This window comes from Bacillota bacterium, assembly GCA_013177945.1.
Taxonomy (GTDB): domain Bacteria; phylum Bacillota; class DSM-12270; order Thermacetogeniales; family Thermacetogeniaceae; genus Ch130.
In genome coordinates, this window is sequence record JABLXW010000003.1 from 105258 (window position 1) to 128563 (window position 23306).

Here is a 23306-nt window from a genome sequence, read left to right on the forward strand (position 1 = left end):
AATGTTGAAAAAAGCTGAGGTTTGGGCTTGAGGAATGGACCGCAGAAAGAGATCAGGAATCACAATTGCAGGGGTGAAACCCGGCTCGCTCGCATGTTCTCTTAATATTCTGCCGGGAGATTATTTGCTTGCGGTAAATGGCGTAATCCCACGTGATTTGCTCGAATACAGGTATTTAACCAGCGGGGAAAGGGTTAAACTCAAGATCCGCCGGCGGAACGGAGAAATCGAACAGCTGGTAATCGCGAAAGACTATGATGCCGATCTGGGCCTGGTTTTTCCAACGGATTGCTTCGACGGAGTCCGTCGCTGCCGGAACAGGTGCATTTTTTGTTTTGTAGATCAGCTCCCTCCAGGAATGCGGCCTTCTCTTTATGAAAAAGACGATGATTACCGCCTTTCATTTTTGCACGGAAACTTTATTACTTTAACCAATCTCGAATCCTGCGACCTCCAGCGCATTCTCACCTTTCACCTGAGCCCCCTTTATCTTTCGGTGCATACCACAGATCCGGTTCTCCGGGGGAAAATGCTGGGGCGAAGAGAACCCGCTCCCGTCCTGGATCAACTGGCCGCCCTCGCCGGGGGTGGCATCACCATGCACATCCAGATTGTCCTGTGTCCGGGCATCAATGACGGGGAAAACCTTAAGCGAACAATCAGGGAACTCGCGGAGTTTTGGCCGCAAGCGAACTCAATCGGAATCGTACCCGTTGGCTTGACCAAATTCCGCAAGAAGCTCCCCTTTTTGCGGGCCTTTGCGAAACCGGAATGCATCAGGCTCATCAGGCAGATCGCGGTAGTTCAAAAATTTTTTCGGCGGAAATTCGGAGTCTCTTTTGTTTACCTGGCGGATGAGTTTTACCTCCGGGCGAACCTCCCTTTTCCTCCGCACGCTTTCTATGACGACTTTCCCCAACTGGAAAACGGGATCGGTCTCTCCCGGCTCTTTTATGAAGAATTTGCCCGCTGCCTGCCCTTTCTTCCCGGTCGCCTGCACCGCCCCCGGCGTTTTCTGATCGCGACCGGAGTTGCAGGAGCGAAGGTGCTGCGCCCTTTGATTGCGCGGCTCAATTTGATTAGAAATTTGGATATCAGGCTCATACCCATACCCAACACTTTTTTTGGCCCCCGGATCAATGTAGCCGGGTTGCTGACCGGTAGGGATCTCCTGTGGGGGCTGAGGGGTCTTGAAGGAGAAAGGGTTCTGCTCCCCCGGGTTTTGCTGCGGCAGGGAAGTTCCCTTCTGCTGGATGGCAGCACGATCGGGGAGGTTGCTTCAAAGCTGGGGTGCCGGCTCCAGGTGATCGAGCCCACAGCCCGCGCCCTGTTGGAAGCAGTGCTCGGGGGAAGCTCCAGGTTTTTCGGAGAACAGGTGGTGAGAAAAGGTTGGGAAAACCGGTTGTAGCCATTATCGGCCGTCCCAATGTCGGAAAATCAACGTTATTTAACCGCCTGACGGGGAGCCGCACCGCGGTTGTGGCGGACCACCCGGGAGTCACGCGGGATCGTCTCTACCGGGATGTGGAATGGAACCGGTGCACTTTTACTTTAGTAGATACCGGGGGGCTTTTTTTAGAGGATCCCGAATTTGGCGAGCATGTCCGGGCGCAGGTTCAAAAAGCCATTGAAGAAGCGGACCTCATTATTTTTGTAGTCGACGGCCGGGTCGGCCCCACCACCGAAGAGGAAGAGATTGCGCGGCTGCTCCGGAGGGAAGGGAAGGAGACGGTCCTCGCGGTGAACAAGGTGGATCACTTCAAAAACTCCCAGGTTGCCTACGACTTTTTAGCCCTGGGGCTGGGTGAACCCGTTCCAATTTCGGCCCTGCACGGACTCAATGTAGATGAACTCCTGGACCGGGTTGTTGCCCTTTTTCCCCATGCAGCTTATGAAGATTTAGAAGAGGGGGAAGGCAGGCGCGTGGCTGTGGTGGGGAGGCCTAATGTCGGTAAATCTTCGCTGGTGAACGCCCTTTTGAAAGAAGACCGGGTGATTGTCAGCGAGGTTCCCGGAACGACGCGGGACGCGATCGACACCTTTTTGAAAAAGGACGACAGAACATACATTATTGTAGATACCTCGGGCATCCGCAGAAGAAGCCGTGTGGCTCCAGGTGTGGAACGTTTCAGTGTGATCCGTTCCTTAAAGGCGATCAACCGGGCAGATGTGGTGCTTTTTGTTCTGGATGCAACCCAGGGGGTGGTCGAGCAGGATAAAAAGATCGGGGGGTATCTTGAAGAAGCCGGAAAAGGGCTTATAATCATAATCAACAAGTGGGATTTAATTAAAAAAGACGGGGATGAGGTGAAGCAATACGATTTAGTCCGGTCGGAACTCGATTTTCTTTTTTATGCTCCCATCCTTTACGTTTCGGCCCTGACGGGGAAGGGCGTGGACCGGGTTCTCGATGTTGTGGATTACGTCGCTGCAGAACGAGAAAAGCGAATTGGCACCGGAAATCTTAACAACTGGCTGAGCGAGGCGGTTTACCTCAATCCCCCTCCGTCGTCGAAGGGGCAGGAATTGAAAATTTACTATGCCGTTCAGGCCGGAGTTAAACCCCCTGTTTTTGTTTTTTTTGTCAACAACCCCGAACTTGTTCATTTTTCCTACCGGCGGTATCTCGAGCACCAGCTCCGGAAGACCTACGGTTTTGAAGGGACCCCGGTTCGTTTGGTCTTTCGTGCCCGTCGCAGGTGATTGTTAACTAAGGAGGGGTAGCTTGCCTGTCTTTCTTCTTGCAGGAAGTTATTTGCTGGGAGCAGTTCCCTTCGGCTACCTTTTTGGAAGACTGAAGGGAATCGATCTGCGTTCCCACGGGAGCGGCAACATCGGGACCACCAATGCCTTTCGGGTGCTGGGGCGGAAAATGGGAATTCTTGTTTTTTTCTGCGACCTGATCAAGGGTCTGATTCCGGCGTTGCTGGGGAAGACGCTCCTGGGGCCCGGCTGGGGTGTGGCGGCAGGACTGGCCGCAGTGATCGGTCACAACTGGTCGGTTTTCCTCGGTTTCAAGGGGGGCCGGGGGGTTGCGACCGGGGCGGGGGTAGTGCTTGCGTTGATGCCAGAAGTAATCCTGTTGGCTTTCGGGATCTGGGTTGCTGTTGTTCTCCTGACCGGTTACGTTTCCCTGGGCTCCATTGTTGCTTCTCTGTCCGTTCCCCTGGTTGCGCTTTTTTTCCGCGAACCCTGGATTTACTTTTTGTTTGCCATTCCTGCTCCCCTCTTTATTGTATTTAAGCATCTTCCCAACATCCGCCGTTTGCAGAAAGGCACCGAGCCCCGGATCCGCTTCTGGTAAACCCGGAGAGGAAGGGAGGAAGGTTCTTGGGAGAAGGAATTGCCGTCATGGGGGCAGGAAGTTGGGGGACGGCTCTTGCCGTTCACCTTGCCGGCAAAGGGTATGGGGTTAAGCTCTGGGCGCGGTCTCCGGAAAGGGCCCGGCAGCTTGCGGAAACCCGCGAAAATAAAAAATATTTGCCGGGTGTCTACCTCTCCCCCCGCATCGAAATCAGCTCAGACCTGGCACTGGTTCTTCAAGATGCCAGGGTTGTCGTGCTTGCTGTTCCTTCCCAGAGCGTCCGGGAGGTGGCAGGGCTGCTCAGACCTCTCCTGCGCTCCTGCTGTTATCTGGTTAATACCGCGAAGGGCCTGGAGAACCAGACCTGCCTCCGCCTTTCCCAGGTGATCCTCGAGGAGCTGCCGGAATTTGCCGGACGTCTGGCAGTGCTTTCGGGGCCAAGCCACGCGGAAGAAGTAAGCCGGGGGATACCTACTGCGGTTGTGGTTGCCGCGCTGGACCGGGAAACGGCCGAGTGCATTCAAGATCTTTTTATGGCTTCCAGTTTTCGTGTTTATACAAATTCCGATCTGGTAGGTGTCGAGCTTGGGGGTGCCCTGAAAAACGTCATTGCACTGGGAACGGGAATCGCCGAGGGGTTGGGTTTTGGGGATAACACCAAGGCGGCCCTGATCACCCGGGGCCTGGCGGAAATAGCCCGCCTGGGCGTGGCCCTGGGAGCCAATCCCCTGACCTTTCTCGGGCTTACGGGAGTCGGAGATCTGGTTGTTACCGCAACAAGCGTGCACAGTAGAAACAGGCGGGCGGGGATCCTTTTGGGCCAGGGGTTCAGCCTTCAGGAAACCCTCCAGAAAGTGGGGATGGTAGTCGAAGGGATCAAGACTACCGCTGCCGCGCGGAGACTCGCCTTTCGCTACGGGATTGAAATGCCGATTACAGAACAAACATACCAGGTCCTTTTTGCCGGTTTGCCGCCTCGAGCTGCGGTTTCTAATCTGATGTTGAGATCCAAGCGTCACGAGGTGGAGGAGGCATTCATAAACTTTATAAATATGCCGGAAGCCTGGTGATCTCTTCAATCTTGATCGAGCGGCCCAGTTTTTCGGAGGCGACCTCCCCGTTTCGGAAGGGTTTGATGTAGATGACCTGCCCGTCTGCGGGGGCGACGATCGCTCCGTCCTCCCTGGGGCATTCCCGCACCGGATCGCGGTAAAACCAAACCTTTCGCAAATACAGGAGGGTGACCGCCCATATAAAAGCCGTAGAGAAGAGCGCAATCAAAAATACCTCACCACTCCAACTGTAGGGGAGGCGGGGGGATATATTCGACATTTGACAGGGAGTAAGGATCATATCGTTTGTTAGCCATCTTGACATCATTCAGGAGGCGTATTATAGTTTAGAAAACGGGGAAATTGGGGAAATTTTGGTTTATCTTATTGCCCATCAGCAACTTCTTATAAGCCAACTATCCTGCGTAACCTGTCTTAAAGGTGGGGAGTGACCGGATGATCTGCACGTTGGTCAGGATAATTTCTAAATGTTTTTTGTGGCTTTTGGGGAATCCGGTCATTGCCGGGAAAGACAATATCCCCCGCACGGCCCGGTGATTGTGATGGCAACCACACCAGTTTTCTGGATGGTTTTCTTTTGGGCGTGAAAGAAAGATCATGGGAGGAAGGAATGAGGGCTGATAGCAGTGCTTCTGTGACGATCACCGGTACCGGCGCTGCCGTACCGGAGCGGGTGCTGACAAATCGCGAACTGGAAAAGATGCTGGATACCACCGACCAGTGGATCGTCCAGCGGACCGGCATCCAAGAACGGCGCATCGCCGGGGACGGGACGGCCACCTACCACCTGGCGTCGACTGCTGCAAGGAGGGCATTGCAGGATGCGCAGGTAACCCCGGAGGAGGTCGACCTCATCCTGGTAGCCACCTCCACGCCTGACCAATTTACGGTACCTACTGCCGGCTTAGTGCAGCAGGCCCTGGGTATGAGCCGGGCGGCAGCGTTTGACCTGTCGGCGGCATGTGCCGGTTTTACCTATGGCCTGGCTGTCGGCGCCCAGTTTATCAGGACCGGTGTCTACCGGACGGTCCTGGTGGTCGGGGCTGAAATTCTTTCCCGCATTGTCAACTGGCGCGACCGGCAGACCGCCATCCTCTTCGGGGACGGGGCCGGCGCGGTGGTACTGCGCCCGGCGGGTAGCGGCGCTTTGTGGTACAGCCACCTGGGGGCGGACGGGCGCGGGGCGGACATCTTGAAGGTCCCGGCTGGCGGTTCGCGATTTCCGGCCTCGGAGGAAACGGTGCGGCAGGGGCTTCAGTACATCCACATGAACGGGCGGGAGGTGTTCAAGTTTGGTGTACGGGTGATGGAAGAGGAATTACGCCTGGCCATGAAACAATGTGGCCTGGATCCTGAACAGATCGACCTTTTCGTCCCCCACCAGGCCAACCTCCGGATGATCGAAACGGTAGTGGAGCGGCTGGGCCTGCCGCGGGACAGGGTCTACGTTAATGTCCAGCGGTACGGCAACACCTCCGCAGCTTCCATTCCCATCGCCCTGGACGAAGCCGCCAGCAGCGGCTGCCTGGCACCCGGCTCTGTCGTGGCGATGGTGGGTTTCGGCGCCGGCCTGGCCTGGGGCACCTGTGTCGCCACTTACCGGCTGGCGGGCTAAATCACCGCCGCGCTCCGGGACATCGTGGCGGAAAGCGGGGCCACGCCCACCCACGACGGCGCCGGCGACGTGCTGAAAGGGGAGGTGGGCAAATTCTTGGACCGGCGGGCGGCGGCCTGGGCGGAAACGGTTGCGGAGGTATGGTCCCGGCAACATCGAAGACCGTATCCTGGCCTGAAAACATGTTTTGTTTCGCTCAAATGTTACAGCCCTTGACGGGGCAGGTACAGGGGGGTGATAATATCAATTGACAGCAACGACTAACCTGGGGGAGGGAAATATAATGCGCATCACCCGGCGGCGCATGGACTTCCTGCAAAAGATTAAACAGCTTTACGAAGCTACCAACCTGCCGGTGCATTACGCGCGGGTGGCCGAACTGCTGGGAGTCAGCAAGTGGAGCGCGTACGAGATGCTGAAAACATTAGAAAAGGAAGGCTTTTTGTCCAGCCAGTACGAAGTGAACCAGGGAGAAAAGTTTCCCGGCCGGGCAATGGTGCTGTTCGCGCCTACCCACCTGGCTGATCTGGTGCTGTCCGGGAAAGATTTGGAGGAGAAGGCCCCTCTTAAGGAATGGCGGCAAGTCAAAGAACGGTTGTTGTCCCTGTATGAAGAGCTGAAAAAGACCAATCCCAAAGAACTGATCGAGCAATTGATGGCCGAACTGCCCGGCCTGGAACGCCCCCTCATTTTCAGCGCGTACATGATCGCCCTCCTGATCGCGCAACTGCAAACCCTAAGTGAAAAGAGCCTCGGGCTGGTCAAAAACGTGGTGCTGGGCGCGGCGAAGGCGGAAACAGGACTGGCCATGTTTGCCGGCGTCGCCATGGGCAGCATGCTGAAAACAGCCACCCAGTTCCCGCTGCTTTCCCAGATTGTCAGCCACCTGGACAGGTTCCAGGACAACCTGGCTGAGCTTAACCAATCCGAACAGGCATTGCTAATGGATTTCCTGGAAGAGGCGTTGGAAAAAGCGATATAATTTTCTTTGTGGGATTTTTGGGGATTTTGGGGATATTGGTGTTAACAGATAGCGATTTAATCGACAAGAGCACTAACCAGTTAATCAAGAAATACCATGACGAGACGGCGCGGGTGCTGGGTGACTTTTTCGTCCTCCTCCGAGACCCTCTCCAGTACGACCTCTCTTTACGTGCCGCAATAAGAAGGATTCTATAAAAACCCGTTTTCATTTTTTTGCTCCGAAATGTTGTTTTTTGGTAATACCGGTTCCTCACTTACATATAAATATTACCGGCAGCAGAATCCCGCGAAAAACGCACTGCCTCTGAGCCTTGAAGTGGAAACGGAATAAAGGGTGATTGTGCTGCATAAAAAGAAGTAGGGAGGGGGTTACCATGGAGAGCATTAATATTTTTCGTGATATCGCAGAAAGGACCGGTGGGGACATTTACCTGGGTGTCGTGGGGCCCGTTCGGACCGGAAAGTCGACCTTTATTAAGCGTTTTATGGAACTGTTAGTGCTGCCGAACATTATCAATCCCCACGATCGGGAAAGGGCAAAGGACGAACTTCCCCAGAGCGGCGCCGGGAGAATGATCATGACCGTAGAGCCCAAGTTCATTCCCAAGGAAGCGGTAGAAATTTCTATTAAGAACGGACTGAAAATGAAGGTGAGAATGGTTGACTGTGTGGGGTATACGGTAGAGGGCGCCTTGGGGTACGAGGAAGAGGGCGGGCCCCGCATGGTCATGACACCGTGGTTTGAGGAGGCGATTCCTTTTCAGGAAGCTGCAGAAATCGGTACAAGAAAGGTGATCGCAGATCATTCCACAATTGGAATCGTGATTTTAACCGACGGTACAATTACGGAAATCCCCAGGGAGAACTACCTGGAGGCCGAAGAAAGGGTAATTGGGGAATTGAAGGAACTGGGCAAACCCTTTATCGTTATTCTTAATTCCCTTTATCCCGAAGCCTTAGAAACAACCGAACTTGTAAGGGATTTGGAGGAGAAGTATGATGTATCCGTGCTTCCGCTGAACTGTGCAGAAATGAGCCAGGAAGACATCCTCACTATTTTGCAGGAGGCGCTTTATGAGTTTCCCGTTCAGGAGGTCAACGTCAACCTCCCCCGTTGGGTTGAGGAGCTTGATCCCATGCACTGGCTGCGTGCCGATTTTCAGCGTGCCATCCAGGAGGCAATCCAGAGCGTCAACAGGCTTCGCGATATCGACAGGGCAGTTGAACAGATACGTGAAAACGAATTTGTGGCAGCGGCAACGCTCGAAGACATCAACCTGGGAACCGGTGTTGCGGTGGTTGACGTCAGGGCCCGGGAAGGACTTTTCTACAAAGTGCTTGAAGAGCTGAGCGGCTTTTCTGTTGCCGGAGATCACGATATCCTCCGGTTGATGCGGGACCTGAGCAGGGCCAGCCGCGAGCTGGAAAAAGTAGCTCCGGCGCTGGAGGAGGTTCGGGAAACCGGATACGGTGTTGTTGCACCAAGTCTTGATGAGATGATTCTGGAAGAACCGGAGCTGATTCGGCAAGGAAACCGCTTCGGGGTGCGTTTAAAAGCGAGTGCGCCTTCCCTTCATATTATCAGGGCCGATATTACCACCGAAATTACCCCGATTATCGGAACGGAGAAGCAGTGCGAAGAACTTGTTCGCTACATGCTGGAAGAGTTCGAGGACGATCCCCAGAAAATCTGGCAGAAGGATATCTTCGGGAAATCGCTTCATGAACTGGTAAGAGATGGAATTCAAAACAAGCTCCACCGGATGCCCGAGAATGCCCAGGCCAAATTGCAGGAAACAGTCCAGCGGATTGTCAACGAGGGGAGCGGGGGGCTCATCTGCATTATCATTTAAGGGTATGCGTTCATATCTGGCCGATTTTTTTTGGGTTGCAAAAGAATGCGGGTTTATTTTGCTTAAACAGGTTTAGTTGAGCGAAAAACGGAATAAAGCAGGACTTGACCGCGATTGTCTCGAACTGAGTTCTAAGGGTATAAAAATTAAGAATGACTATTTAATGGGAGTAGGAGAGATCGCGGTGGACGAAGTGGTTGGAATCGGACTGCTGGGTGTGGGGACCGTCGGTTCGGGCGTGGTCAAGCTTCTTTCGGAAAATGCTTTGCAAATTGTGCAGCGCGTGGGGAAACGGGTCGAAATTAAAAAAGTCCTGGAGCGGGACCCGGAGAAGCCGCGCCTTTTGGGTATCCCCAGGGAGCGCGTGGCAGATAGTTTCGAAGCTGTTCTGAAGGATCCTGAGGTCCAGATTGTTGTGGAACTGCTGGGAGGCATTGATCCGGCCCGGGGCTACATCAGGGAGGCGCTGCGCCAGGGAAAGCATGTAGTTACGGCCAATAAAGATGTTATCGCAGCTTATGGAAAAGAATTGTTTGAAGCAGCCGCGCTGGGGCGCGCTGATCTTTATTTTGAGGCCAGCGTGGGCGGCGGGATACCTGTGATCCGGATTTTAAAAGAGAGTCTGGCAGCCAACAGAATCGAAGAGGTAATCGGGATTGTCAACGGTACAACAAATTACATCCTCACCCGGATGAGTGAAGAAGAATTGGACTTTGCGACGGCGCTTCGCGCTGCCCAGGCAGCCGGGTACGCCGAAGCGGATCCGAGCGCCGATATTGAAGGTTATGATGCTGCCCGGAAGATCGCAATTCTGGCTTCTATTGCCTTCAACACGCGGGTTACTCCTGATGATGTCTTCGTAGAGGGCATTTCAAAAATTGCTCCCGAGGATATTAGCTACGCCCGGGAACTCGGCTATGTAATTAAACTCCTCGCGATTGCCAGGGCCCGCGAGGAAGAAATCGAAGTGCGCGTTCACCCGGCGTTTCTCCCCCAAAATCACCCCCTGGCCTCGGTGCGGGGGGTATTTAACGCGATATTTATCAGGGGAAACGCCGTTGGAGAAACAATGTTCTACGGCCAGGGGGCAGGACAGATGCCGACGGCAAGCGCCGTTGTCGGAGATATCATGGAAATTATTCGCAATATGGAAAGCAAGAGTACAGGGCGCTCTGCCTGCACCTGCTTTTTAGAAAAGAAGATCCGGCCCCGGGGGAAAATTTCGAGCAAGTACTACGTCCGTTTAGTTGTAAAAGATCAGCCGGGTGTGCTTGCCAGTATCGCAGGGGTATTCGGCAACCACCAGGTCAGCCTTGCCTCTGTAATTCAAAAGAGGACGCTTGTAATGTCCGGCGAAATAATGGCCGAAATTGTCGTGATTACCCACGAAGTTCAGGAACAAAACATTCAGGATGCGCTTGTCATTATCCGGGGCCTTTCCATTGTCGGTTCCGTCGAAAATGTAATCCGGGTGGAAGGAAGCGGGGAGAAATGATCTGGCAGGGGATTATTAAAGCTTATCACCCCTTTCTCCCGGTGACGGAAAAGACCCCGGTGGTGACCCTTTACGAAGGAAATACGGTTTTACTTCCTGCTCCCCGGCTCTCTGCACGGCTGAAGATCGAACTTTATCTAAAGTTTGAGGGCCAAAACCCCACCGGTTCCTTCAAGGACCGGGGGATGACCGTGGCCGTAAGCAAGGCTCTGGAAAACGGGGCGCGCGCGGTGATGTGCGCCTCGACCGGGAATACCTCGGCCTCTGCTGCGGCTTTTGCGGCGCGGGCAGGAATGAAGTGCATTGTTCTGGTGCCTGATGGCTATATTGCTCTGGGAAAGCTTGCTCAGGCGTTGATCTACGGAGCAGAGGTTATTGCGATTCAGGGCAATTTCGACGCAGCCCTGGAGCTTGTCCGTAAGATTACCCGGGATTACCCCCTGACCCTCGTTAACTCCCTTAACCCCCACCGAATTGAAGGCCAGAAAACGGCGGCTTTTGAGGTCTGCGACCAGCTGGGTTCGGCGCCTGACTACCTCGCCCTTCCTGTTGGAAACGCGGGCAACATTACGGCCTACTGGAAAGGGTTCAAGGAATATGCCTCGGCCGGGCGCATTAAGAAAACCCCCAGAATGCTTGGTTTTCAGGCGGCGGGTGCGGCCCCGATTGTACGCGGGGAGGTGGTTCCGGAGCCTCAAACCATTGCCACCGCAATCCGCATTGGCAATCCTGCGAGCTGGCAGGGCGCTCTGCAGGCGGTCCGGGAATCGGAAGGCAAAATTGAGATGGTAACTGACGAGGAGATCATCGCTGCCTACCAGCTTGTTGCCAGGGAAGAGGGGCTCTTTGTAGAACCGGCTTCGGCTGCCGCTCTGGCCGGGGTTATGAAGCTTGCAGGAGAAGGCTTTTTCCCTCCTGCGAGCAGGGTCGTCTGTATTATGACGGGTCACGGCCTGAAGGACCCGGACACAACCCTGAGCACCTGCTGCCTCCAGCCTACGGTAGTTCCCCCCCGGGAAGAGATGATTCTGGAGATTTTGCAAAAGATCAACGTTCTTTAATGGGACAAGGTGGGGCTGATGGATAAAAGAGTTTCGGTTCAGGTTCCTGCAACAACCGCGAATTTGGGTCCCGGCTTCGACTGCCTGGGCATGGCTTTGAACATGCACAATACGGTGACTCTCGAAGAAGGAGCAGGCTATCGCTGCGAAGTAGAAATCACGGGGGAAGGAGCAGCCTTCCTTCCCCGGGATTCCTCCAATTTGGTCATTCGTGCGATTAACACCCTTTTCAGGCGGGCTTTTTACCGCTCTCCCGGCTGGAGGCTCCACCTGGAAAACAGGATTCCTCTCCAGCGCGGTTTGGGGAGCAGCGCCGCCGCAATCATAGGGGGTTTGACCGCCGCGAATATCATTGCGGGGAGCCCTTTCTCTCCTCACGAACTTCTCCTGCTGGCGATTGAAATGGAGGGCCATCCCGATAACGTCGCTGCAGCCTTCTTGGGTGGAGTGGTTATCATCGTTGAGCATGAAGACTCGTACCTGTACGCGCGCTTTTTTCCGCCTCCGGGGATCAGAGTCTGCGTGGTTGTCCCCGATTTTCCCCTTGCGACAAAGCTTGCAAGAAGCGTTTTGCCCGAGGTCATTCCTTTTAAGGATGCCGTGTTCAACCTGGGGCGGGTTGCTTTATTGACATTTGCGCTTCGGGAAGGAAACTGGGATTTGTTGTCTGCGGCGCTTCGCGACCGGCTCCACCAGCCTTACCGATCCGAACTGATTCCCGGTTTAGGGCAGGTTTTCAAGGCCGCCCGGGAGGCGGGTGCCTACGGGGCGGTTTTAAGCGGGGCGGGTCCTTCTGTGGTTGCTTTTGCCCCCCCTGGTTCAAAGGCGGGGGAGGCGATGAGAGAGGCTTTCCGCAGCCACGGCTTTCAAGCGCAGGTTTGGGATCTTGAGCCGAGTCCTCAAGGTGCTCGTATTCTGGAATAAAATTGTTTAGGGAGGCCTTTTTGGTGCAGATTGTAGTTCAAAAATACGGAGGCACTTCGGTTGCCAGTCCAGAGTTAATTAAAAATGTGGCGCGCCGGGTGGTTCAGACAAAGGAGCAGGGGAACCAGGTTGTTGTCGTTGTTTCTGCACTTGGCCATACAACGGACCAGTTGCTGGAGCTTGCCCAGGCCCTGGCTTCTCGTCCCCCCGAGCGGGAGGTAGACATGCTGCTTGCCACCGGAGAGCAGGTTTCCATTGCTTTGCTTGCGATGGCAATCAATGAACTTGGACATCCTGTCGTGTCTTTAACGGGGTTTCAGGCGGGCATTTTTACCGACCGTGCCCACACCAAGGCGCGCATTTTAAAAGTTGAGCCCGGGCGCATTCACGAGGAGCTGGCCCGGGGAAAGATCGTTGTTGTCGCGGGGTTTCAGGGGATAACGGATGATTTCGAAATAACCACCCTGGGCAGGGGAGGCTCCGATACCACTGCTGTCGCCCTCGCGGCCGCTCTTGGAGCAGCAACGTGCGAGATTTACACCGATGTGGATGGGGTGTATACGGCCGATCCCAGAATTGTTCCCGAAGCAAAAAAACTCGACTCTATTTCTTATGATGAGATGCTGGAAATGGCGAGTTTGGGAGCCCTGGTGCTGCAGCCCCGGGCGGTGGAATTCGCAAAACAATACTCTGTTTCTCTTCATGTCAGATCGAGTTTTAACGATCAGGAAGGAACTCGCGTAGAGGAGGTTGCCAGGATGGAAAAGTGTCGTTTGGTGAGCGGGATTGCCCACGATCTCAACGTTGCAAAAATCGGGCTTTTTAACGTTCCCGACCGGCCCGGCATTGCAAAGCACCTCTTTAAAGCACTGGCTGCGGAGCACATCAATGTTGACATGATTATTCAGAGCTGGATGCATGATGGCCGGAATGACATTGCTTTTACAGTGACGAGAGACGATCTTCCCAAAGCCCTTCCGGTTGTGGAGAGGGTTGTTCAGGAAATTGGGGCCTCGGGAATGGCGTACAACGATCGGGTTGCAAAAGTCTCGATTGTGGGGGCAGGAATGGTAACAAACCCCGGAGTTGCCGCAGCAATGTTCGAGGCCCTTGCCGATGAGGGAATCAATATCGAAATGATCAGCACTTCGGAGATTAAAGTTTCCTGTGTCATTGAAGAAGAGCATGCCCTGAAGGCGGTCCGCGCCCTGCATGCCAAATTTTTTGCAAACGAAAGTCATTTGCGCTGTCCGGAAGCCAAGATGAAGAGGCCGTTTTAGGGTAGCAGCCAAAAAATTTTACCCCGGCCGGAATCAGGTTTTAGGCGCATTTCATTGAATGGGTGGAGGCGGGTTGCCGAAATTGACCCCAGGAGAGAAAACTCGGAGAGAAGAAGGGATAACTGAAAGCAAGACGAAGAAATATTGAGAAAAAGAAATAAAAAAGACTGGCAGAAAGTTCCCACAGAAAACAGACTTTGGATCGGCTCAGGCCGAAATGGAGCCAATCAAATAAACGGTCTTGTTATCTTTCACGGCTGGCCACGAGCTTTGACCGAGAAAGAGATGAGGCGTGTATTTGAAGGTGGTTATGTGATATTACCTGAAAAACCGGCGAATTTGTAAGTATCCGAAAATATATCTTAGATGTTGACCAACAAGGGTCTGTTGCCAAACTCTTCCCAGCTACCAGGAAATCAGATATTCAATGGCGAAATTAAGGCAAGGGGACCTAGAAACTTTACCAGCCTGGTGGTGACTTGGAAAGATGATGGGATATAAGCCAACAGAGCGCAAGGTGTTCTACATGTTCAACTTAGATGAATGTGTTCCTGAAGACCGATCTTGAGGCAGATAAGCAAAGTGGTAGACTTCAGTTTCATATATGACCTAGTGCGTCCCTACTACAGCCACGCAGGAGCACCTTCAATCGACCCGGTTGTGGTTTTCAAAATGAGTCCGCCTTAATTTAGCCTTCATGGGGTTTCTGGGACATAGACGAGATACCTCTGAATCACAGTATCCTCTCAAAGGCGAGAGCGCGCTTTGGGCGCAAGACCTATGAGCAGTTTTTCAAACAAGTGTTCAAGCTCTGCGAAGAAGCAGGTCTTGTGGAAGGTAACAAAGTGTTTCTAGATGCCACTTTGCTCAAGGCCAACGCTTCCCTCGACTCCCTCGAGGAGCGCAAAGAGGCCTGCACGCTCAAGTATACACCGGAGCAGTACCTGGACAGGGTCTGGGTCGAGAACCAGCAGCAGGAGGATGATCAACAGCAGCCAAGATAAGCCGGATGAAAGGCCACAGCAATTCCGGCAGTGCTGGTTTAAGCAAAGGCAAAAGGCTGAAAAGAACGAGCGCTTGTTCAGCAGGACCGACCCCGGTGCTGCCCTGATCACCCGCAACAACTCCAAAGGGGTCCTTCTCGCTCACAAGGTGCGCGTTGCCGTTGACGGTGGACCAGCCCGGATAGTGACCGCGGTTGAAGTGACCCCAGGGAGCCTTGCTGAAGCTCACGTGGCCTCAACTTTAATTGGCGATGGCAAGTGGCAAGCACACCTGGAATACTGGTTGCCTCCTCAAAGAAGCAGTTGCCGACAAGGGTTATGGCAGAAAGCACTTTTACTCCTTTCTTAAACATGCGGGGATCCTGCCCAGCATCCCTTACCCAAAGCCCTGGGAAGAAGAAACGCAAGGAGAAGCTCGAGGCCGGCTTCGTCTACGACGAGAAAGAGGACGTTTACATCTGCCCTCAGGGAAAGAAGATGTAGCGCATGGAAGTTTACCGAAACGGTTCCGTACTCTACCGGGCGTCTAGAACTGCCTGTAAAGGCTGCCCCCACAGAGGAACTCTCTGCAAGGCGAAACGGCCCTCAATCGTAAGAAAGGCAAAAACGGAACTTATGGACTGGGTTGAGCGGTACCTGGTAACAGAAAGGGCGCGAGATAGCATCAAAAAGAGGGCGTCTTGGGCTGAAACCGTGTTTGCTGAGATGAAGGTTGTGCACGGTCTGAACCGAGCGACATTACGAGGGAGAGACAAAGTTCAAATACAAGTGCTACTGGCTATGGCGGTGCACAACATCAAGCAACTGGTAGAGTCAGTCAAGAGAAGGCCCCAAAGTGCGGGAAGCCAATGCTTTCTGCACTCTTTTACTACCAGATTCATGTCTACTATCAGATTCACGACCGAATTTGGTGTTCTGGCATTTGAATTCTAGGTCTTTGGCAACAGACCCATAAATAATAAAGAAACATCCCGGTACACCGCTTGAGCCATCCAAGGCCCGCATCCTTGAAAACACGCTCCTCGCCATCGCCGCTGAGGTGGAGTCAGCCTATCCCTGTAACTCAAAAAGTCTTCCACCTCAGAAAGGGAGATGCAGCATCGCCCTTCCGTTCACCTATTGCATCTCCCTGTTCCCAGGTCGTTCTCAAGGCTGGTCCTGCCTGACTAGTTCCCTGGCCAATTTCACCGCTTCCTGGGCGTCCTGGGCGTAGGCATCCGCTCCGATGAACGCCGCAAACTCCTTTGTCACAGGAGCTCCGCCGACAAGGATTTTCACTGTATGCCGTAAGTGATTTCGATTCAGTTGTTCGATAACGACCCCCATTTCCCCTATTGTGGTGGTTAACAGAGCAGAGAGTCCCAACAAACTCGGCCTGTATTTTTTTACAGCCTGGACGAACTCTACCGCTGTGACATCTACACCCAAGTCGATTACTTCAAAACCGGAAAAACTTAGGAAAAGAGATACCATATTTTTTCCAATATCGTGTATGTCTCCGGCTACGGTACCGATCACAATTTTCTTGAGGCAACGGGAATTCGTTTGAATTAAAGGCTTTAAAGCATAGAGACCGGCCTTGATCGCGCGGGAAGCCAGGAGAACATCCGGGATATAAAAGTCCGCCCCCTGGAACTTTACCGCGAGCTGTTTCGTTGCCGGCATGATCGCATATTCCATTATTTCCATTGCGCTTATATTCATTGCCAGCCCTGATGAAACGGACTTCAGAACCAAATCGGCTTTTCCCGCCAAAATCGCGGTGATGATCTGCTGAAAGATATGGTTCCGCCCTGTGTTCATGAGAGCCCCTCTTCCTTTCCTGTCAGAATTCTCAAGAAGAAAGTCCGGCTCACTCGGTGAGGATTATTCTACTCCGGTACTCAGTCGGGCTGATTCCGACAATTTTCTTAAACAACCTGCAGAAATAGCTCCGGTCCCTGAAACCGACGCTCCGCGCAATGTCCTCTATAGTCTGACTGTTTTGACGCAGGAGAACCTTTGCTTTTTCGACTCGGATGTTATTGATGTAGTCTGTCAGAGTCATCCCTTTTTCTTTTTTGAACAACCTGCTTAGGTAGGTGGGACTCAGGTAAACTGCCCTTGCCACTTTCTTCAGCGAAAGATCCTGCAGCTGGTAGTTCTGTTCGATGTAACCGACCACCCTGTTGATCACCTTTTCCTGTTTTTCGGCAGCACTTTGCGAAAGCAGATTAATATAGTAATCCCCTATCGTTAACAGCCAGAGGAAGACTTTTTCCACAGTATCGGCATCTTCGAGTTCACTAAATTTGAGAAGTCCGTATTTTACTGTGTCCTCGAATTTTTTCCCGTTCTCCATCGCCAGCCTCGCTAGGCCACTAATAAATTCCACACATAAACCCTTGATGATCTCAATCTGCCCCTTGCTCTGGATAAAGAACTCCATTACCAGTTTTTTTAGCAAATTTCTGGCTTCGCCCGGGTTCATCTGCATAATCTCGCGGAAGATCTGGCTTTGGAGATTAAAGATCCGGTATTTCAACTCGTTTTCCGAGCCGTCCGAATCGTAAAAATTCTGCTTGCTGTTTTCGGCCCACAACCAGGAACCGATGTTTCTCAATTTTTTTTGATAATTTAAGAATCCGACGCCGCGCTCCGCAATGTAGCTGGCAACAATGTACAGGATGTCTGCCATAGCCTGGACGCTGGCTGCGGAAACGATCTTCAGCCTCCGCGCCGCCTCCACGAAGCTATTGCTGTCTGGTCCCAGGTCCCTAGTAAGATCCTGTATCTCGAGCCAGAAAAAATCCTCGGGTTCCCACATCAAGACCTGGCCGCAGACGAAATTTCCTATGTGGTTGCCCCTGTAGAGGAGCGGACATACCCAGGCTATCAATCCCGCGTGGCATCTGAAAATATACGGCTCGTTCCATTTTGCGGCCTCCTTTCCGGCACGCGCGTAAGAACCCCGGCACCTTGCCAGGCCAAGAGAGTTCGATTTAATCAACTTGCAAAAATCGCTCTCCCCCTGTTCGGAGGAAAGAAGGCAGTTTCCGTCGACATCGGTAAAAGAAACATGTAGATTGGCCGCCGTGGTAAACGAGTTCAGCAATCTCTGGAGAAATTGCCTTTCCACCAGCCTGTGCAGTTCGAACTGCTTCCTGCTTTCATGATTGCCGGAGGACATGTGCCCTATATCCTCCTTTGCGCAAAAGGTTATTTTCCCGGGAAACCGTTGTCCCGGCGTGGCGCGCAACCGTTCTTAGCTAGATTCTGCTGAAAAAGTCGGCGACAAAGATCCTTGAGAACACAGATAAATCAAGGGATTCCGGTCTCCGTGGCGAATTGTTTAAGGTGACAAACCAAACAAATGCCAGGAGGGAATCCCTGTGATGATCATGGTTCGACGCGCAAACTCGGGTCTGCGGAGGTGAAAAATGAAAGCGCCTCCGGCAGGAAGAGAGCCGCCAAGTATCGTTCCTGGACCAGCTGCTGCTCCCGAGGTGCTTGAGCTTCCGGAAGATCTGGCCAAACTGGACGCCTGGCTGGATGATGAGCGTTTCTTCACACCGTTTCGGGACAAATACCATTAGTGTTTGGGGCGTAGTGTTTGGGGCGGCCTTCCGTACCGGCGGAAACCTATTTGCGCATGGTCGCCCTCAAGCACCAGTACGGACTCAGTGACCGGCACCTTTGCGCCCTGCTAAACGACCGAATCAGCTGGCGCCGGTTCTACCGCCTTCCCTGGCATAAGCTGGTGCCCCATCCCTCAAGCCTGTCCAAGATCCAGCGACGATTGGATGCTGGCGGGGGCGATCACATGGCCGAGCTGAACGCCCACCTGGTCCGCAAGGCGCAGGAAGAAAAGCTTTTAAAGAGCCGCAACAAAGTGCGGGTGGACACCACCGTGGTCGAGGCGAACATCCATCATCCCACCGATTCCGGCTTAATTGCGGACACGGTGAGCGTGGTGACGCGTCTGGCGAAACAGGTTCAGGCCACTGCTCACGGCACCGGGGCAGCCATCCGGGACCGCACGCGCAGCATTAAAAAACGGGTCCTGGCGATTGCCAAGGTACTGAAGCGGCGGCGCACGCAAGACGCGGTGCAGGAAGTGCGGCGGATTACCGGCGAAATGGCGGACATCGCTGAAAAGACCCTCGAGGCCGCCCGGGAAGTAGTCCAGCAACTGCGCCAGGGTGCCTCCCACCTTGCGGAGACGGCCCGGGCCGGACAACAACGTCTTGCGGCCCGTTTGGAGAAGACCCTGGCGTTGGGAGAGCGGATAATCAAACAAGTGCGACAGGTGAACGCCGGTCAGCTAACACTGCTGGAGCGTGTGGTAAACATTTTACCCGAAGGCCCGGCCCATCAAACGCGGCAAGGCACACCGCGAGACTGAGTTCGGCTACAAAGTGCGGTTGACGGAAAGTGCGGAGCGACTGATCACCGCGTACGGTGTTATGACGGGTAACCCTCCGGACCAGGAGTTGCTCATTCCCGGGGTGGCGGAGCACATTCACCGCACCGGCCGGGTGCCGGAAGGCGCCGCAACCGACCGGGGGTTCTGGAGTCCAGAGAACGAAAGGGCGCTAAAGGCGATTGTGCTGCGCAAAGTCAGCCTGCCCTGCAGGGGTAAACGCAGTCGGAGTCGCACCGAGCATGAACGCCAGCCCTGGTTCCGGCAGCTGCAGCGCTGGCGGGCCAGTCAGGAAGGGACGATCAGCGAGCTGAAAAGACGATATGGGTTTGATCGGTCACTTTACCGCGGTTTGCACGGCTGCCGCCACTGTGTGGGCGGAGCCATCTGGGGATACAACCTGAACCGCATTGCCAAGCTGATTTAAGCCAGGCGAACGCCAAACCATGATCAAATTGTCAAGGAACAACCTGCCGAGAAGTGGTCGGCGAACTGCTTTTTTCAGCAGAATCTAGCTAACATCATCTCCAACGGTTAAGTGCCCTTTTTTGGTTTTTCCCCATCGCACTTTGCCGTCACTGTCGCAATCGCAGGTCTTCACTCGGTTTTGCCGGGGAAAACGTTATACCCTGCGCCAGCCGCCAACAAATGAAACTTTTGAAAAGATTCCACACCATAACCTTCTTTCGGCTCAAAAAGTGACTCCAGAGCAATGAGGGGGCACGAAAACTGCTCGTAGTGGCGATCCTTTCGGTTTGGTCATGGGAGAAGTTTCCAATTCAGTCGAGGGGAACACAGCTCATTGGTGCGTTGGCGGTAGTACATTCTGTTTCTGTAGTGCGGACGGTATTTAGGTGGTAGTTCAACCGGAACCTTTGCTCTGTTCTCTTCTCGCTATCCCTTCCCGCGCCGGTTTCATGTACGGTCAGGCCGGAACGATGACTAAAAGACATTTCCTAGGGGTATATTCGACATTTTTTTGCATCCTCCTTTTTATACGATTTTCACGTAAAAAATCGTTGTCAGATCAGGCTTTTTTCAGTGGAGGATAAGGAAAAAATAAGGTGGGGGAATAGAAAGCCTTCTTCATACGGCTGGGGTGAGGCGAAACATGTTTTTTGCACCTGCGGATGGGGCGAATTAAATAGGAAGGGGACGACTAATCCCCGTCCTCTCACACCGCCGTACGTAGGTTCGGTATCCGGCGGTTCATGAAGCACTACGAAGATTATGGTACGTTTTCGACTAAACTGATTAGTCCTTGGCCTCGCCAATAGGCGAGGCCAAGGGCTTTGTTTACTTGGGGAGTGTTTGGCAAGGCGCCAGTACCCTTTCCGTGAACCGCTTATAAGACATGCCCCATTCCTCGGGAATACCAAGCGCTACAAGAAGGTTGCGGTGGTTGGTTCTGGGCCTCTTCCATTGTTTTAGCAAGCACATCCGCAAGAGCCTGCGTATCCATTCATCATGGGACTGCAGGACGCTCGGCGTGTCCGCCAGCCGGAAATAACCTATCCATCCCACAGGTATGTGTTCAGTTGTTTGACTCTTTGTTCCATGCTGATGCATCTGCTGCGATTTGTCAGTTGTCGGATTTTGTCCTTGAATCTTTTCAGTGTCTTTGGCGCTATTCTGATGCGCGTCTTTCGTTCCCAGGTAAAGGAGAACCCCCAGAAGTTTTCATTTCCAGGGATGGGCAACTGCACTCTTTTGCGGGTTGATTTTCGGTTTGAGCCATTTCCTACAAACTTCCGGTTTCCATTACCCGCTCGCCTGCTCTCCTACTCTTTACGTAAGATGTTGCATTCATTGGCGTAACGAACAAATTTGTGCCCTCCTTTCTCCAGTCCTTCATCCAGGTCGTCCAGCACGATGTTGCCTAGCAGCAGACTTAGAGGACTCCTTGCGGTGTCCCTTCTTCGTTTCGGATACATATCCCGTTTACCATTACTCCTGCTCCAAGATTGCCCGGATGAGCTTGAGTAGCCGCTTGTCTCTAACCTTGCGTGCCACTCTGGCCATGGGTATGTCATGGTTGACCCGGTCAAAAAATTTCTCCAGGTCAAGGTCAACTGTGTAACTGTAACCTTCTTCAATGTACTGCCTCGCTTGCTTCACCGCTTGGTGGGCACTTCTGCCCGGCCTGAAACTATAGGTGTATCGGGAGAACCCTGGATCAAAGACTGGAGTGAGTGTTTGTAGTATGGCCTGTTGGATAAGGCGGTCTAGGAATCTGTTGCAAAACCCTATAGCATCATGCCAAAAGGCCAACAAAAACCGAAAAAATTTTTTCAACTAGAAGTGGTGAGGCACGGTCTCCGGAAGGCCCGCTACATCGGTCTGGCCAAAGTCACTCTCCAGGCGTACATCAATCGGCGCCGTAGCGAACTTCAAACGTTACTGGAAGTTGCTTATCCAAAAAGCACAAAAAGAAAGCCCTGGCAGCTGCCACACACCTCCTTTAGCTGCATAGGGGTAGTCTGCCCATGTAACAGCAAATTTATGAGGAGGAGAACGTAAAAGGATCTTCTCTTGACTTGGGCCGGTTATTATGGGGTTCATGTATGCATTTTCCGTCTGACGCAATTTTTTCAAGCCCAACGGAGCGAGATGAAAATAAGGTTATTTGCAACGAACTCCTAGCACCGTGGGGATTCCCAGCAACCTCACACCCTCGTCTGGTTTCGGGATTTCGACTCGACGTAGGGGTCCGGCTTGGTAGGTCCCCGCCAGCAGTTGCTTTTTGATTCGCGGCCGGTTCTCGATGAGATGTGGACTAAGGAATTTTATCTCCATACCGTCTACTCCCGCCGCTCTTTTGTTCCGCTCTACTCGGCGCAGGACAAGAAGCATGTTGCCCTGCTCCAGCACCTTCTCCATCAGGTTGTACTGCCCTCCGCGGGGTTACTCGGTGTCTCGTGCCGGTGAGGAACTCGGCGCTTCCACAGTTCTCCCGTAGATTCACTACTTCCTTCCGCGGATAGCTCCCTTGCAGGATTTTCTGCTGTCGTAGTTCCTCTCTCTAACTAACTCATTATCGGCTTCCCTCTCTTTTCATGTTCAGCCCTTCTTCCTAACGTCGTGGGAAGGTACTATGACCTCTGCTGACTTCTGCTTATTTCTCCACGCCTCTTGACGTAGTTTGCCAGGTTACCTGGCGTTCCCCGCCAGACCTCCCCGGGTAAGAACGTTGTTTATCCTCCACCTATCCGCCCCATTTACTCTTGGCAGCCGCACGTTAAAGGACTCGCTTCGTCTTGCAAGCTCATCCAACCGTCACTAGCCTCGCCTGGGGTTCGTAGCCCTCGGACCGGAGGTTTGACGCCGGCTTCCTTCAGATTCCATCTCACGATGGACACCCTTGCCTTAAGCTAACGACTACTGGTACCTTTGCCACTCGGGACTTTCACCTTTAAGCCTTCGCCCATGCGGGGCGCACAAGAAAACCGGCTTCCGGGAAACCGGCTGTTTTATCCTGAGCATGAAAGTTCTGCCGCAGCTGCGAAGACTCCTTGCGGAGAGCTGCCGCACAGGGTGTTGGAAGTTTAACTGCTTTTCAGTCTGGCAAAAATTTCGTCATCATAAAACATCTCTTTTGTTACGGCTTCACCCGGCCCGAGCACAAGAAATCTTTCATCATTCCAGGGCCCGCCGAGGAGTTGTTGCAGGTATTCCAGGGAACCGGGAACGATCTCGAACTTAAGGCCAAAGGTTTCCGCCGTTCTCCGGGCATAGCCGATATACGGTTCCAGGCAGTAAGAACCTGTATTCACCAGGGCAACCCGGCTGTAATTTTTCATAATCTCACGCGCCGTCCACCGGGCAACTTCCGGAGGATACTTTTTCGTCCAGGCAGGCTTTTGCAAATAAATGGATAGGGGATTTTCTCCGTTCTCGATCCACCCCTTAGTAAGATAAAACGTCCCAGCTTCTTCCCGTGCCTGGGCGCAGTAGCGTTCCTTCGAGCCGAGAAAAAGGGGAATGCAGTCGTCCACTTTCGGTAGCACTAATCTTGTTCTTTTCGCTTTTAGGCCCACCACTCCATCGGCGCAGCGGCCGTAACCGAAGAGAATCGCATCCCAGTCCCTTTTCTCTTCCAGATCCCGCAGCACGGCGCGCAGTCTCTCGTTGAGCTTGCCAGGATGATTATGAAGACCAAATTCGATCACGTGTGGTTCGATGTATGAAGGGAGAAAGTGCTCGACTTCCGGCGCGATAGCCTCGCAGATGACAAGCGCCACGCTGTGAAAGTGCATGTTCGACACCCCCGCTCTGAAACAGGATGAGGATGTTATAAGTACCCATATTCTT

General features: G+C 53.3%; 20 protein-coding genes and 2 pseudogenes. 16 read left to right on the forward strand and 6 right to left on the reverse strand.

Features of this window, described 5'->3' with window-relative positions:
- Positions 1–34: 34 nt before the first annotated feature.
- From HPY58_03005 to HPY58_03020, 4 genes are read left to right on the forward strand one after another with little or no spacing between them, the layout of a single operon-like run.
- Complete coding sequence (locus HPY58_03005; GenBank protein NPV28626.1) at positions 35–1408, forward strand: DUF512 domain-containing protein; 1374 nt, start codon at positions 35–37, stop codon at positions 1406–1408.
- On the forward strand, positions 1390–2703 hold the full coding sequence (der, locus tag HPY58_03010) for a ribosome biogenesis GTPase Der (protein ID NPV28627.1): 1314 nt from the start codon (positions 1390–1392) through the stop codon (positions 2701–2703). The genes HPY58_03005 and der overlap by 19 nt, the downstream gene beginning before the upstream one ends.
- A 22-nt stretch (positions 2704–2725) precedes the next feature.
- Positions 2726–3304, forward strand: a complete 579-nt coding sequence (plsY, locus tag HPY58_03015) for a glycerol-3-phosphate 1-O-acyltransferase PlsY (protein ID NPV28628.1) — start codon at positions 2726–2728, stop codon at positions 3302–3304.
- A 47-nt stretch (positions 3305–3351) separates the two neighbouring features.
- Positions 3352–4374: an NAD(P)H-dependent glycerol-3-phosphate dehydrogenase gene (locus HPY58_03020; GenBank protein NPV28629.1), complete on the forward strand. Its 1023-nt coding sequence runs from the start codon at positions 3352–3354 to the stop codon at positions 4372–4374.
- Here the strand turns inward: HPY58_03020 and HPY58_03025 are convergent.
- Positions 4349–4636, reverse strand: a complete 288-nt coding sequence (locus tag HPY58_03025) for a hypothetical protein (GenBank protein ID NPV28630.1) — start codon at positions 4634–4636, stop codon at positions 4349–4351. The two genes, HPY58_03020 and HPY58_03025, sit on opposite strands and share 26 nt — an antisense overlap.
- Before the next feature lie 351 nt (positions 4637–4987).
- On the opposite strand from HPY58_03025, the gene HPY58_03030 reads away from it, so the two are divergent.
- The 11 genes from HPY58_03030 to HPY58_03080 all read left to right on the forward strand — a co-directional run bounded on the left by HPY58_03030 (position 4988) and on the right by HPY58_03080 (position 15526).
- Complete coding sequence (locus HPY58_03030) at positions 4988–5992, forward strand: ketoacyl-ACP synthase III (GenBank protein ID NPV28631.1); 1005 nt, start codon at positions 4988–4990, stop codon at positions 5990–5992.
- A gap of 283 nt (positions 5993–6275) precedes the next feature.
- Positions 6276–6974, forward strand: coding sequence for a hypothetical protein (locus tag HPY58_03035; protein ID NPV28632.1), 699 nt, complete (start codon positions 6276–6278; stop codon positions 6972–6974).
- Between the two features lie 26 nt (positions 6975–7000).
- On the forward strand, positions 7001–7171 hold the full coding sequence (locus tag HPY58_03040) for a hypothetical protein (protein NPV28633.1): 171 nt from the start codon (positions 7001–7003) through the stop codon (positions 7169–7171).
- Positions 7172–7350: 179 nt separating this feature from the next.
- On the forward strand, positions 7351–8829 hold the full coding sequence (spoIVA, locus tag HPY58_03045; protein NPV28634.1) for a stage IV sporulation protein A: 1479 nt from the start codon (positions 7351–7353) through the stop codon (positions 8827–8829).
- Between the two features lie 163 nt (positions 8830–8992).
- A complete protein-coding gene (locus HPY58_03050; GenBank protein ID NPV28635.1) occupies positions 8993–10324 on the forward strand; it encodes a homoserine dehydrogenase in 1332 nt (443 codons plus the stop codon).
- Positions 10321–11385: a threonine synthase gene (locus tag HPY58_03055; GenBank protein ID NPV28636.1), complete on the forward strand. Its 1065-nt coding sequence runs from the start codon at positions 10321–10323 to the stop codon at positions 11383–11385. Before HPY58_03050 ends, HPY58_03055 begins: the two co-directional genes overlap by 4 nt.
- An 18-nt stretch (positions 11386–11403) precedes the next feature.
- Positions 11404–12309 (forward strand): homoserine kinase, encoded by a 906-nt coding sequence (locus HPY58_03060; protein NPV28637.1) that lies wholly within the window; start codon positions 11404–11406, stop codon positions 12307–12309.
- Positions 12310–12332: 23 nt separating this feature from the next.
- Positions 12333–13589, forward strand: a complete 1257-nt coding sequence (locus tag HPY58_03065; GenBank protein ID NPV28638.1) for an aspartate kinase — start codon at positions 12333–12335, stop codon at positions 13587–13589.
- Between the two features lie 800 nt (positions 13590–14389).
- The gene (locus HPY58_03070; protein ID NPV28639.1) at positions 14390–14593 is read left to right on the forward strand and encodes a hypothetical protein; all 204 of its coding nucleotides are present in this window, start codon (positions 14390–14392) and stop codon (positions 14591–14593) included.
- On the forward strand, positions 14571–14942 hold the full coding sequence (locus tag HPY58_03075) for a hypothetical protein (GenBank protein ID NPV28640.1): 372 nt from the start codon (positions 14571–14573) through the stop codon (positions 14940–14942). Before HPY58_03070 ends, HPY58_03075 begins: the two co-directional genes overlap by 23 nt.
- A 137-nt stretch (positions 14943–15079) precedes the next feature.
- Positions 15080–15526, forward strand: coding sequence for a hypothetical protein (locus HPY58_03080; protein ID NPV28641.1), 447 nt, complete (start codon positions 15080–15082; stop codon positions 15524–15526).
- A 213-nt stretch (positions 15527–15739) separates the two neighbouring features.
- Here HPY58_03080 and HPY58_03085 read toward each other — a convergent pair whose 3' ends face one another.
- Together HPY58_03085 and HPY58_03090 are read right to left on the reverse strand one after the other, a co-directional pair.
- Complete coding sequence (locus HPY58_03085; protein NPV28642.1) at positions 15740–16396, reverse strand: corrinoid protein; 657 nt, start codon at positions 16394–16396, stop codon at positions 15740–15742.
- A gap of 49 nt (positions 16397–16445) precedes the next feature.
- On the reverse strand, positions 16446–17723 hold the full coding sequence (locus HPY58_03090; GenBank protein NPV28643.1) for an AraC family transcriptional regulator: 1278 nt from the start codon (positions 17721–17723) through the stop codon (positions 16446–16448).
- A 332-nt stretch (positions 17724–18055) separates the two neighbouring features.
- On the opposite strand from HPY58_03090, the pseudogene HPY58_03095 reads away from it, so the two are divergent.
- Positions 18056–19422 (forward strand): annotated as a pseudogene (locus HPY58_03095) (ISNCY family transposase).
- Positions 19423–20223: 801 nt separating this feature from the next.
- Here the strand turns inward: HPY58_03095 and HPY58_03100 are convergent.
- The 3 genes and pseudogenes from HPY58_03100 to HPY58_03110 form a co-directional block, all read right to left on the reverse strand.
- A pseudogene (locus HPY58_03100) lies at positions 20224–21290 on the reverse strand (group II intron reverse transcriptase/maturase).
- Positions 21291–21617: 327 nt separating this feature from the next.
- Entirely contained in the window at positions 21618–21875 is a 258-nt protein-coding gene (locus HPY58_03105) for a hypothetical protein (protein NPV28644.1), read from the reverse strand.
- 665 nt (positions 21876–22540) lie between these two features.
- Positions 22541–23251 carry a DUF1638 domain-containing protein gene (locus HPY58_03110; protein NPV28645.1) on the reverse strand — a complete coding sequence of 237 codons (711 nt, stop codon included), beginning with the start codon at positions 23249–23251 and terminating at the stop codon, positions 22541–22543.
- Between the last annotated feature and the right edge of the window lie 55 nt (positions 23252–23306).